The organism is Caulobacter zeae (genome assembly GCF_002858925.1).
GTDB classification, from domain to species: Bacteria; Pseudomonadota; Alphaproteobacteria; order Caulobacterales; family Caulobacteraceae; genus Caulobacter; species Caulobacter zeae.
In genome coordinates this window covers 14136-25090 of sequence record NZ_PJRS01000044.1, presented here as the reverse complement: position 1 = coordinate 25090, position 10955 = coordinate 14136, and the positions used below count along the sequence as shown (strand labels likewise).

The following is a 10955-nucleotide window of genomic DNA, read 5'->3' as shown; positions in this document are numbered from 1 at the left end:
GAAGCGCTTCCAACAAAGGCCGCAACGCGTCGGCCTTGTCAAGGGGAACGGCGATCGATCAGGGCGCGGAGGCGGCGGTGCCCCGTTCGACCACCGCGTGGTCGAGGCAGTCGAATTCCGGTTCGGCCTCGGCCCGGCCGCCCGTCAGGCGGCTGGCCAGCAGGGCCACCGCACGGCGGCCCATGTCCTTCAGCGGCTGGTGCACGGTGGTCAGCGGCGGCCAGACGATGGCCGACACCGGCGTATCGTCAAAGCCCGTGACGGACAGGTCCTGCGGCACTTTCACGCCGCGTCCGTGGACCACCGAAAGCGCCCCGGCGGCCATGTCGTCGTTGGCGCAGACCAGGGCCGTCGGATGCAGCGGATCGTCCAGCAGGTGGGGCGTCAGCTCCACCCCCGAGCGGAAGGTGAAGTCGCCCCGCACCTGGATCAGGTCGGACGCCCCGAGCCCCGCCTCGGACAGGGCCCGCATCAGCCCGTCCAGGCGCCGGTCGGCCGACAAGTGGCCCTGGATGCCGCCCATGAAGGCGAATCGGCGATGGCCCAGCTCGATCAGCCGGCGGGCGATGTCGTAGCCGCCGGCCTCGTCGTCCATGCCCACGCCGTCGGCAAGGTCCCTGCCCGCCCCGCCCGGCGAGATCGACACCACCTTGCAGCCGCGCCGCAGCACCTCGGCGATCAGGCCCGCGTCGTCCGAATAGGGCGGCGTGAAGATCAGCCCCTCGCAGCGCTGGGTGGCGATCAGGTCGTAGACCTGCTGCTCGCGATCGGCGCTCTGCAGCGGGATGTGGCGGGTGACCAGCTGGTAGCCCAGCTCCAGGCAGCCGCGCAGCGCGCCCAGCTCCAGGGCCGAATGGTAGAACGAGTTCGGCTCGCTCTCGAGGTCCGAGGCGAACACCAGGCCAAGCAGCCGGCTGCCGCCGCCGGCCAGCGAGCGGGCCTGCGGATTGACCTTGTAGTCCAGCGCCTTGACGGCCTCCATCACCCGGGCCCGCACCTCGTCGCGAACATTGGGGCCGTCGTTGAGCACCCGCGAGACCGTCGTCCGCGCGACGCCCGAAAGGCGCGCGACGTCGTCGATGGTGGGCCGTCTTGCCGTCAATGAACTCTCCGAACCGAACGCTGGGCGACACGATGGTGACGAACGGCCAGGCTGACAATAGCTCGACCGCAAGCTGTCCTGATCGCATAAACCACGGATGGATCAAGGCGACCGCCCATTTACAGAAGCCGAGCCCACCACGGGACGCTCGCGACTCTTCCTTGCCGGCTATGGCCTGGCCAATGCCGGCGCCTTCGTTTCCTTCATCCCGTTCCTGACCCTGCTGGCGCCGCTCAAGGCCGCCGAGGTGGCGCCGCACGCCCGCGACCTGACCCTCAGCCAGATCTCGATCGTCGGGGCGATCACCGCCGCGATCGCCCACATCGCCTTCGGCGCGCTCAGCGACGCCACGCGCGGCCGCTTCGGCCGGCGTCGTCCCTGGATGCTCGGCGGCTGGGCGGCCACGGCCCTGGGCCTGGTTCTCGTCGGCCTGGCCCAGACCCCGTGGCAGATGCTGGGCGCGGTCGTCGTGCTGCAACTGGCGGTCAACGCCCTCTACGCGCCGCTGGCCGCCGTGCTGCCCGACCTGGTGCCCGATCACCAGAAGGGCGCGGCCGCGGCCTGGGCGGGCCTGGCCCTGCCGGCCTCCAAGCTGTTCACGGCCCTGGTCGTCGGCGCCCTGCTGGTCTCGGCGACCAGCCGCTACGCCGCGGTCGTGGCCGCCACGGCCGTGCTCATCCTGCCCTTCGCCCTGACCCTGCGCGAGCCGCCCGCTCAGGCTCGCGCCCCGATCGCCTGGCCCAGCCTGCGGCTGACCGCCTTCGGCGATCGTGGGTTCCGGATGGTGTTCGCCTCGCGCCTGTTGGTCGAGACCGCCGTGGCGCTGCACACCCTCTACCTGTTCTTCTACCTCAAGGACCGCGGCGACCTGGCCAGCCGCCTGCCCGGCGTGACGCCCGAGGCCGCGTTCGGCCTGCTGCTGACCGCCTCGACCCTGGGCATGCTGGCGGCCGGCGCGGTGAGCGGCCTCCTGTCGGACCGGCTGGGACGCCGGCCGGTGGTCATCGCGGGCGGCGTGCTGATCGCGACCGGCGTCGCCCTGCTGCTGCTGGCGCCGCAATGGCCCGGCCCGCTGGTCGCCCAGATCGTGTTCGGGATCGGCCACGGGGTCTATTCGACCAGCAACCTCGCCCTCGTGGCCGAGGTCCTGCCCGACAACGCGCGCAACGGCCGCGACCTGGGCCTGATGAACGTGGCCGTAGCCGCGTCGCAGGCGCTGGGCCCCCTGCTCGGCATCGCCGTGGCGTCGGCCGGCGGCGACCTGCGCGGCGTCTTCGTAGCCGCCGCCCTGGCCGCCGTGGCCGGCGCCGGGGCCTTGCTGGCAAGGCGTTAGCGTCGATCGTCCGCACGCGGTCAAATGCACATGGCGCAAATTCACCACGTGCAATATTTCCGAACTTTACAAAGAGATACAACTCTGACACGAGTCTCCAGCCGCGCCAACTAGAGCGTGGATAAGCCCGGTCGAAACCAGCCTTTTGGGAGGTGTTGGTGCTCGAGTCGTCGGTGTCCCCCAGCGTAGCGTATCCAAGCGTCGAACCTGAGGCCGCCGACCTGCTGATCATCAGCATCGGGAATGCTTCTCCCCGCGCGGCCTCGGTGCTCAGCCAGGCCCTGGAACTGCCGGTCGAGACGGTGGTCGACGCCCTCTATCGCGCCCCTGCCCGGCTGCTGGCCAACCTGCCGGCGGCCGACGCGACGCGCCTGGCCGCCCTGATCGGCACGCTCGGCGTCGAGGCCTCGGTGGCCCCCGCCGGCGCCGCCCTGGTCCGCGCCCCGACCATGGACCTGGCCGCCGAGCTGCTCGACCTCGACGCCGCCGACGCCGTCGCCGCGATCCTCGGTCGCTTCCTGGGCATGGAGCCCGCCGCCGCCCTCGACCTGCTGCTGACCCCGCCGGGGGTGATCCTGGGAGCCGTCACCGAGCCGACGGTGCGCGCACTGGAAGCCGCCCTGCCAAGCGGCGCCGTGCGCCTGACCGCCAGCCGGCCGGACGAGGCCCGCTTCGCCCTGTTCGCCAGCGACCTGTCGCACCTTCAGGCCAGCGTCCTGCGCCAGAGGCTGCCGGCGGGCGCCGACGTCAGCGCCGGCGGCTCGGCCACCGTATTCGACCTCAGCCGCGGCGAGGCCGACGCCCTGTGGCGGCGACTGAAGGCGCCCGAGCAGGTGCGCATCGTCGACCAGGCCTTCCTGCGCTTCACCCTGGACCTCGTCGCCGCGCCGCCGCAGGCCGCCGCCGCGCTGGAGGCCCTGGCCGGCGTTCCGGCCGAGGACTTCGACCTGCTGAGCCAGGCCCTGCCCGTGCCCATCGAGGCCGGCGTCGCCTTCGCCGACCTGGAGGGCCGCCTGGCCGCCTACGCCGAAGCCGGGCTGACGGTGCGCGCCGAACTGGAGACCTTCTCGCACCAGGCGCTCGACATCCTGTCGGCCCCCGCCGCGGTCCTGGCCGAGGTCGGCCTGTCCGGCGTCGCCCCGCTCGCCACCGGCCTGATGCCCCTGCCCCGCGCGCGCCTGCTGCGCCACCGGCTGGAAGCCGCCGGGGCCGAGGTGCTGTTTTCCGAGATCCGCGCATGACCGCCCCCCTCGACATCCATCGCCTGCACGCCGGCGTCGCCGAGGCCGGCAAGGTCCTGGCGCTGAAGGGCCGCCACGACCAGGCCCTGGCCAAGTACCGCGAGGCCCTGCGCCTGGCCCACGGCGTGCGCGCCCCGCAGATCTTCGCCCGCCACTACCTGCACTGCGTGCTGGAAAGCCTTGAGCGCACCGGCGCCCACGAGCAGGCCGCCGTCCTGGCCGGCGAGGCCGCCAGCAGCGCCGCCGCCGAACTGGGCGACGGAACGCCCAGCGACTTCCAGCGCCGCGACCGCGCCTGCCTTCTGGAGCGCAAGGGCGTCAACGAGCTGAAGGCCGGCGACGTGACCGCCGCCCGCGAAAGCCTGACAGCCGCCGTCGCCCTGGACGAGGCTTTGCCCCTGTCCCGCAGCCTCCTGGCCTGGACCGCCCGCGGCCTTGGCGTTCCCGCCGGCCGGCTGTCCGAAGCCCAGCGGGTCCACGGCTATTGGACCGTCCGCCCCGACACCGTCGACAGGGCGCGCGCCTGCGAGTCCCCAACCAGCCCCCAGACGCCGCGGATCAAGGAGCCGATGAATGGCTGACCAGAACCCCATCGAGAAGATGACGCCCGGCCAGATCCTGGCCGACGCCAGCGTCGCCGAGTTCATCAAGGCCATGGGCCTGTCGATCGCCGACGCCCAGAAGGCGCTGGACCTCAACAGCCTGGCCCAGGTCGGCGAATACGTCGAGCCGCGCCCCGGCCTCGGCGGCAAGAGCCTGCTTCAGCTGGGCCTGTCGCCGCCGTTCTATCACTACCAGCACGCCGACCTGTCGGTCTCGATGCAGCTGACCATGAAGGTCGGCGAGGCCAGCGCCTTCGGCATCGGCGGCAAGCTGGACTTCGGCTTCGGCCAGGGCGGCCCCCAGGCCCCCGCCAATGCCCGCGAGGCCCAGGTCACGCTCAAGAGCCTGCCGGCCAGCGTCACCGTCGACGGGACCAAGACCGACGCCGCGGGCGCCGACGTCGAGGCCGCCGCCGAAGACTTGGCCAAGAAACTGGGCACGCCCGCCGGCAAGTTCGAGCGCGCCTATGTCAGCGCCAAGCGCACCAAGGTGCCGTTCAAGCTCGAGCCCGACACCGCCAAGAACCCGATCAAGACCGACACCAGCGTGGCGTTCTACGCCGCCTCCGAGGCCAGCCTCGGTGTCATCCGCATCGTCGAGACCCCGACCAACAACACCAGCGAAGAGTTCGTGCTGGCCGCGGGCAAGAGCACCAAGGTCGACGCCAAGGCCAACAACCTGCTCTACGCCCGCGCCGTGGCCAGCCAGATCAACACGCTGGGCGGCTTCAAGGCCAAGCTGCTGCGCGACCCCGTCGGCTCGGACCTGCCGGTCGGCGGCGGCACCCTGGGCCTGGCGCTGTTCGACAGCGGCAAGTCCGATCTCAAGCAGGCGGCCGTCGAGGAACTGACCCTGGTGGCCCGCGCCCTCAAGGCCAACGGCGCCACCGTCGACGTCGTCGGCTTCACCGACCGCGTCGACACCGATCCCTACAATCAGAAGCTGGGCCTGGACCGCGCCAACAAGGTGGCCGAGTTCCTGCGCGACAACGGCGTCGCGCCCGGCCAGATCCGCAAGGTCGAAAGCCGCGGCGAGGCCAGCTGGAAGGCCCAGGGCGCGGTCGACAACGTGGCCAACCAGCAGTTCCGCCGCGCCGAGGTGCTGCTGGCCGACTCCAACGACCTGCTGGTCGTGGTCGAGTCCGCCGGCACGCAGTTGCAAACCACCCCGACGCCCGACAAGACCAGCTCCGGCGGCGGCAACGGCTTCATCATCGTGCGCCACTTCACGGCGGTTCCGGTGGACGGCACGGCCGTCAAGGTCGGCGCCTCGGAGACCTCGGTGGCGATCAGCGGGACGGCCGCCAGCGACGGCGGAACGACGCTCGACGCCAACTCGCCCCAGGCCTACGCCTTCAACCTGGCGCGCGACGTCAACGCCGGCAGCGCCGCCCACGGCGTGCGCGCCGTGCGCAAGGGCGGCGTGGTCAGCTTCTCCGACGCCAAGGACGCGGTGATCATCAACCTGGTCACCCTGTCGGCCAACGACATCGCCCTGTCGGCCGCCGACGGCGCCAGCGTCACCAAGGCCCTCGACAAGATCGCCGCGGCCCCGACCGCCAGCGGCGACAAGCCCAAGGTCTCGGTCGCCGTGGGCCTGTCGGTCGACTACCGCACCAGCCGGCAGTTCGAGCAGTCGATCAACGGCAACAGCAGCATCTCGGCCCGCATCGTCGCCGTGCCCGCGCCGGTCGAGTTCCTCGACGAGATCAAGACCTTCCTGGCGCAAGCCAAAGACGCCGCGCCGACGCCCACCCCATGAGCGAGACCGCGTCCGTCACCCGGCAGCTGCTGTCCGCGCCGCTGCCGCAGATCATCGAGCGCCTGGGCATCGCCATCGCCCAGGCCCAGTCGGCGCTCGACCGCAACAGCATCGAGACGGCCAAGGCCATGGCCGAGGCCGAGGTCGAGTTGGGCGGCGAGACCCACAACCTGATTTCGCTGGGCTTCACGCCGACCTTCTACAGCTTCACCGAGGCCACGGTGGAGGCCAAGCTCTCGTTCAGCATGACCGAGAGCACCGAGTTCGGCGTGTCGGCCGGCGCGACGGTCGGCGTCCAGGCCGGCTTCGTCATGGTCGCCGCCTCGGTCAACGTCAGCTACGCGCGCAAGTTCTCGGTCAGCGCCGAGGGCATGAGCTCGATCGCGGCCCGGCTGGTCAGCCTGCCGCCGCCCGAGAACCTCGAAACCCTGCTTCGCAAGATCAGCGAGCCGGCCCCCGCGCCGACGCCCGCCCCCCCACCGTAGGAAGGACCAGACATGTCGATCGGCAGAGAACTTCTGAACGTCCCCATGGGGGACATGATCCGCCAGATGGCCTTCGCCATCGCCGAGGGCCAGATCAAGCTCGACGCCAACAGCATCGAGGTCGCCGAGATGATGGGCGGCCTTCAGGCCGTCACCGACGACGAGGGCAACACCACCTTCGACGACAGCCGGATCTTCTTCGGCTACGACCTGATGACCCCCTCGGACGCCCTGGCCTATATCGAGGCCGACAACGCGATCTCGGGCGGCGACACCGCGGCCCTGGTCAAGGTCGTCGAGGCCCAGAAGGCCGAGCTGGTCAAGAATAAGGAAGATCCCAAGACCCTGATCCGCGTGCCGACGCGGCTGTCGATGCTGGAGCTGGGCTTCTCGCCGACCTTCTACCAGTTCGTCGACACGATCATCGAGGTGAAGATCGCCATCAAGATCACCCGAACCAGCGAGTCCGGCTACAGCTCGCGCAACACCAACCAGGTGACCACCAAGGGTTCGAGCTTCAGCTGGAGCCTGTTCCGCGGCCGCGCCGGGACCAGCAACACCAGCCAGGTCTCGACCAGCCAGGTCGACGCCACCTACTCGTCGAAATACAGCTACTCGGCCGAGGGCTCGAGCCTGCTGCGCACCAAGCTGGTGCCCATACCGCAGCCGGCCATCCTGGAAGAGCGCATCCGCCGCCAGCTGGACGAGGAGGTCGAGCGTCGTCGCCGCCTGCTCGACGCCAAGCTGGGCAAGGAAGAGAAGAAGGACGACTAATCCCAGGATGGAGGGCGCGCCATGAGCGTGGGCACAGAACTGCTCGCCGTCCCCTTCCCGGAGATGGTGCAGCGCCTGGGGGTGGGCATCGCCACCGCCCAGCTTCAACTCGACCTCGTGTCGCTCCGCATCGCCCGGATGATGGCCGGCTATGACGAGGACGCCGACGAGGAAAAGGACGGCGAAGGGGCCAAGTCCAAGAGCTACATGGTCAAGTTCGGCGACGGGCAGGAATACAGCCTGCTGGAGCTGGGCTTCACCCCGACCTTCTATCAGTTCGTCGACACCGTCATCGAGCTGAAGATGTCGATCTCGTTCAAGTCCGAGACCGAGATCAAGCGCAGCAGCAGCGCCACCACGGTCAAGGCCGGCGGCTTCTGGACGCCGTTCGGCGGCGGCGGGGCGGTCAGCGCCAGCAGCGTCAGCGCCAGCTACGCGGCCAAGTACCAGTACAGCGCCGAGGGCTCGAGCCTGATGCGCACCAAGCTGGTGCCCATACCGCCGCCGGCCCTGTTCGAGGAAAGGGTCCGCGCGCTGATCGAACAGCGACGCGCGCCGCCGCCCAAGGACCCCGACAACGGATGAGCGATCCGCCCTGGAAGGACGCGCTGCGTCGCGCCAAGGCGCCGACGCCGACGCCGGCCCGCGCGGCCCCCTCCCCGGCCGTCGGCCTGCCGCCGGGCGCCGATCCGGCCGCCCTGTCGCCGAACCTGGCGCGGCTGCTGGCCGAACGCCAGGCGCTGGAGAGCAAGATGGCCCAGCTGACGGGTCAGGGCGCGCTCGGCGATCCGCGCTACGCCGTGACGCCACTGAACCAGCGCCGCGCCGAACTGGAGCGCTGGGGCGCGAGCCGCGACGTCGCCCGGGCCCAGGCCGGACCGCGCCCGGACCCGCATCCGACCGCCCTGCCGCCGGCGCTGCGCGGCACCGCCGCCGACGCCCTGCGGGCCACGCCCGGCGAAGGCCTGCGCGCCACGCCGGGCGAGATGGTGCGCCCCACGCCCGGCGGCCTGACGCCCGATCTGCGCCGCTTCAGCCCGACCGAAATCTTCGAGCGCCCCGCCGCCGCGCCGCGTGAAGCGCCGTGGGAGCGCCCAGCCGCCTCCCCCAGGGAGGGGCCGTGGGAACGCCCGGCGGCCTCGCCCCGCGAAACGCCCTGGGAACGCCCCGCCGCGACGTCGCGCGAAGCTCCTTGGGAACGCCTGGCCGCCCGGCGCGAGGCCGAGCCGCTGAGCGAGCCCTCGCGCCGCCTGTCGTCCCTGGCCGACGCCGGTCGGGGCCTGCGCGACGCCGGCCGGGCGCTGCGCGATCCGGCCGAGCGTCCTCGTGCGGCGACCGCCACCGATCCGCTGGACCGTCGCCTGGCCAAGGCCCGCGACATGGTCAGCCGGGGCCGCAAGGCCTACGCCGCCGCCGAGCGCGCGCTCGACAGCGCCCGCGACGCCATCCCGGCCGACTGGGTCGAGCGGGCCCGCGAGAAGATCCCGGGCATGGGCCGCGCCGATCCGTACGTGCGCGAGACGGCCCGCAAGCTGTCATCCTATGTAGGCGAGGCCGCCGACTTCGCCGAGAAGGCCGACCGCCTGCGCGAAATGGCCAGCGACGTGCGCGAGCTGAAAGAGGCCGACGAGGCCCGCGACGACGCCCGCCGCGACCGCGCCCTGGAGCGCCTGAAGGCCAAGCGTTCCGAAGAGTCCGAGGGAGACGCCTGATGCCGGCCGAAAGCCGCTTCGTCGGCAATTCGATCGAGGAATTGCTGGTGGCCCTCGCCGAAGGCGTGCGCGAGGCGCAGCTGGCGCTGAACAGCGGCCCCAAGGTCGACGCCAGCGGCGCGCCGATCGGCGGCTACCAGCTGCCGTTCCTCGACTTCTCGATCAAGGTCGACATGCAGACCAAGGCCGACAGCGGCGGCCGGCCGATCGCCCTGCTGTTCACCGCCAAGGACCAGAACAGCACCAACCAGCAGGTCTCAAGCACGATCAGCGGGCGGCTGGTGGCCACCCCGCCGGGCGAGGGCCTGCCCACGCCGCGCATCGCCGTCTCGGGCGGCGGCAATATCGGCGGCGTGGCCAACCTCTCGGTCGTGGTCACCAACAGCGCCGGCGAGGTGCTGGCCGACCAGCCGGTGGAGCTGAACATCGACGACGCGGCCAGCGCCACCCTGTCGGCGGCGCGCGGCGTGGCCAGCTTCGTGCGCCAGCCCGGCACACGGCTGCAACAGGCCCTGCTGCGCACCGGCGCCGACGGCCGCGCCCTGGCGACCCTGTCGATCGCCAAGGAACCGCCCCGCGCCGTGATCGTGGTCGTCGCCTCGATCGGCGCCTATAGCGGCCGCGGCGTGGTCGGGATGGAGGAAGTGGGATGAGCACCGCCTTCTCCTGGACCGCTCGATTGACCGACGCCGACGGCAATGTGGCGGTCGGCGCGGCGCTCGACGTCCAGCTGTTCGACCTCAAGACCGGCGCCTGGGCCAGCGCCTCCAGCGCCAAGACCGACGCGACCGGCACGGCCAAGGGCGCCGGCGCCATCGCCGACGACACCCTGCCCTTCGCCCCGGCCTTCCGGCTGGTCGAGGGCGCGGGCGTGATCTCGGCCGCGCCGGAGTTCACCCGCAACGCCCGCACCGGCGCCCTGACCATAGACTTCGGCCAGGTCCGCCGCCTGGCGCCGGCCGAGACGGCGATCGCCCGCACCCTGTCGGCCCGCACCCTGCGCACGGCGACGCCGATCGGCGGGGTGGTGGCCACCGACGCCCCGGTCGCCGCGCCCAGCGTCGACGTCGCCGCCATCCGCGCCCAGGCCGTGGACGACACGACCAGGACCTTCACCGCCCGCCTGGCCAAGAACGACCAGGACCTGGCCGCGCGCGACACCCAGATCTCGGCGCAGACAAAGCAGTTGGCCGAGCGCGACGCCCAGATCGCCGCCGTCCGCGCCGAGAAGGCCGACGCCGCCAAGGCCGCCGACGAGACGACCAAGAGCCTCAACGCCCGCCTGGTCCAGCGCGACCAGGACCTGGCCAGCCGCGACGCGCAACTGGTCGAAAGCAGCCGCACGGCCGCCGAGCAGGCGAAGGAAATCTCCAGCCTGCGCGCCACCCTGGTCGCCAAGGACCTGGAGATCGACGAGATCAAGGCCCAACCGACCACGGGTACGACCGGGACCACCGCGACGATCAATCCCGCCGTCGCCACGCTGCGGACCGTGGCCGTCACGGACCTCGCCACCGACATGGCCACCCAGCTCGACACCGCCCAGAAGACCCTGAAACCCACGGGCTTCTCGCTGGGCACGATCCAGATCAGCGCCAAGGGCGTGCTGCGCGACACCGGCAGCATGGAGTTTCCCGACACCGAAACCCTGAAGGCCCTGCCGCAGGACTCCCTGAGCGACCTGAAGTTCCAGTTCATTCCCGAGAAGGTGCCGACCAGCGACGACGGCCCCCGCGTGCCCGACGTGCTGCAACTGACCGAAAGCGCGGTGCGCCGGGTGCTGACCTCGGTGGGCCTGGTGCTGGAGGCCAGCACCGGTCCGCGCGGCCTGAACCCCGCCGTCGCCCCTGGCCAGGCCATGGTCCAGTCGCCGGGCGCCGGAACCATCATCGCCCGCGGCGCGCAGGTGATGGTCATCTTCGCCGACCAACAGGGAGCCTGACC

11 protein-coding genes are annotated in these 10955 nt (G+C 71.6%); 10 read left to right on the top strand and 1 reads right to left on the bottom strand.

The annotated features are described in order from the left end of the window. Positions 1-58 precede the first annotated feature (58 nt). Positions 59-1102 (bottom strand): LacI family DNA-binding transcriptional regulator, encoded by a 1044-nt coding sequence (locus SGCZBJ_RS21175; RefSeq protein WP_101719914.1) that lies wholly within the window; start codon positions 1100-1102, stop codon positions 59-61. A 97-nt stretch (positions 1103-1199) separates the two neighbouring features. Between SGCZBJ_RS21175 and SGCZBJ_RS21170 the strand changes: the two genes are divergently transcribed. The 10 genes from SGCZBJ_RS21170 (at position 1200) to SGCZBJ_RS21125 (ending at position 10953) form a co-directional block, all read left to right on the top strand. Next, entirely contained in the window at positions 1200-2435 is a 1236-nt protein-coding gene (locus tag SGCZBJ_RS21170) for an MFS transporter (RefSeq protein ID WP_101719913.1), read from the top strand. Positions 2436-2593: 158 nt separating this feature from the next. Continuing rightward, a complete protein-coding gene (locus SGCZBJ_RS21165) occupies positions 2594-3676 on the top strand; it encodes a hypothetical protein (RefSeq protein WP_133149304.1) in 1083 nt (360 codons plus the stop codon). After that, positions 3673-4257: a peptidylprolyl isomerase gene (locus SGCZBJ_RS21160; RefSeq protein WP_101719911.1), complete on the top strand. Its 585-nt coding sequence runs from the start codon at positions 3673-3675 to the stop codon at positions 4255-4257. Before SGCZBJ_RS21165 ends, SGCZBJ_RS21160 begins: the two co-directional genes overlap by 4 nt. Beyond that, complete coding sequence (locus tag SGCZBJ_RS21155) at positions 4250-6040, top strand: OmpA family protein (RefSeq protein WP_101719910.1); 1791 nt, start codon at positions 4250-4252, stop codon at positions 6038-6040. Before SGCZBJ_RS21160 ends, SGCZBJ_RS21155 begins: the two co-directional genes overlap by 8 nt. Then, complete coding sequence (locus SGCZBJ_RS21150) at positions 6037-6525, top strand: hypothetical protein (protein ID WP_205685449.1); 489 nt, start codon at positions 6037-6039, stop codon at positions 6523-6525. The genes SGCZBJ_RS21155 and SGCZBJ_RS21150 overlap by 4 nt, the downstream gene beginning before the upstream one ends. A gap of 12 nt (positions 6526-6537) precedes the next feature. Then, entirely contained in the window at positions 6538-7299 is a 762-nt protein-coding gene (locus SGCZBJ_RS21145) for a hypothetical protein (RefSeq protein ID WP_205685447.1), read from the top strand. Between the two features lie 21 nt (positions 7300-7320). Next, positions 7321-7884 (top strand): hypothetical protein, encoded by a 564-nt coding sequence (locus SGCZBJ_RS21140; protein ID WP_101719909.1) that lies wholly within the window; start codon positions 7321-7323, stop codon positions 7882-7884. After that, complete coding sequence (locus tag SGCZBJ_RS21135) at positions 7881-9011, top strand: hypothetical protein (protein WP_101719908.1); 1131 nt, start codon at positions 7881-7883, stop codon at positions 9009-9011. The genes SGCZBJ_RS21140 and SGCZBJ_RS21135 overlap by 4 nt, the downstream gene beginning before the upstream one ends. Further along, positions 9011-9664: a hypothetical protein gene (locus SGCZBJ_RS21130; RefSeq protein ID WP_101719907.1), complete on the top strand. Its 654-nt coding sequence runs from the start codon at positions 9011-9013 to the stop codon at positions 9662-9664. Before SGCZBJ_RS21135 ends, SGCZBJ_RS21130 begins: the two co-directional genes overlap by 1 nt. Beyond that, positions 9661-10953, top strand: coding sequence for a PASTA domain-containing protein (locus tag SGCZBJ_RS21125; protein ID WP_101719906.1), 1293 nt, complete (start codon positions 9661-9663; stop codon positions 10951-10953). The genes SGCZBJ_RS21130 and SGCZBJ_RS21125 overlap by 4 nt, the downstream gene beginning before the upstream one ends. Positions 10954-10955: the final 2 nt, after the last annotated feature.

Coding starts and splice junctions, on each gene's coding strand:
- SGCZBJ_RS21160 (WP_101719911.1), top strand. CDS start 3,673: ATGACCGCCCCCCTCGACATCCATCGCCTGCACGCCGGCGTCGCCGAG.
- SGCZBJ_RS21140 (WP_101719909.1), top strand. CDS start 7,321: ATGAGCGTGGGCACAGAACTGCTCGCCGTCCCCTTCCCGGAGATGGTG.
- SGCZBJ_RS21150 (WP_205685449.1), top strand. CDS start 6,037: ATGAGCGAGACCGCGTCCGTCACCCGGCAGCTGCTGTCCGCGCCGCTG.
- SGCZBJ_RS21145 (WP_205685447.1), top strand. CDS start 6,538: ATGTCGATCGGCAGAGAACTTCTGAACGTCCCCATGGGGGACATGATC.
- SGCZBJ_RS21125 (WP_101719906.1), top strand. CDS start 9,661: ATGAGCACCGCCTTCTCCTGGACCGCTCGATTGACCGACGCCGACGGC.
- SGCZBJ_RS21155 (WP_101719910.1), top strand. CDS start 4,250: ATGGCTGACCAGAACCCCATCGAGAAGATGACGCCCGGCCAGATCCTG.
- SGCZBJ_RS21130 (WP_101719907.1), top strand. CDS start 9,011: ATGCCGGCCGAAAGCCGCTTCGTCGGCAATTCGATCGAGGAATTGCTG.
- SGCZBJ_RS21135 (WP_101719908.1), top strand. CDS start 7,881: ATGAGCGATCCGCCCTGGAAGGACGCGCTGCGTCGCGCCAAGGCGCCG.
- SGCZBJ_RS21170 (WP_101719913.1), top strand. CDS start 1,200: ATGGATCAAGGCGACCGCCCATTTACAGAAGCCGAGCCCACCACGGGA.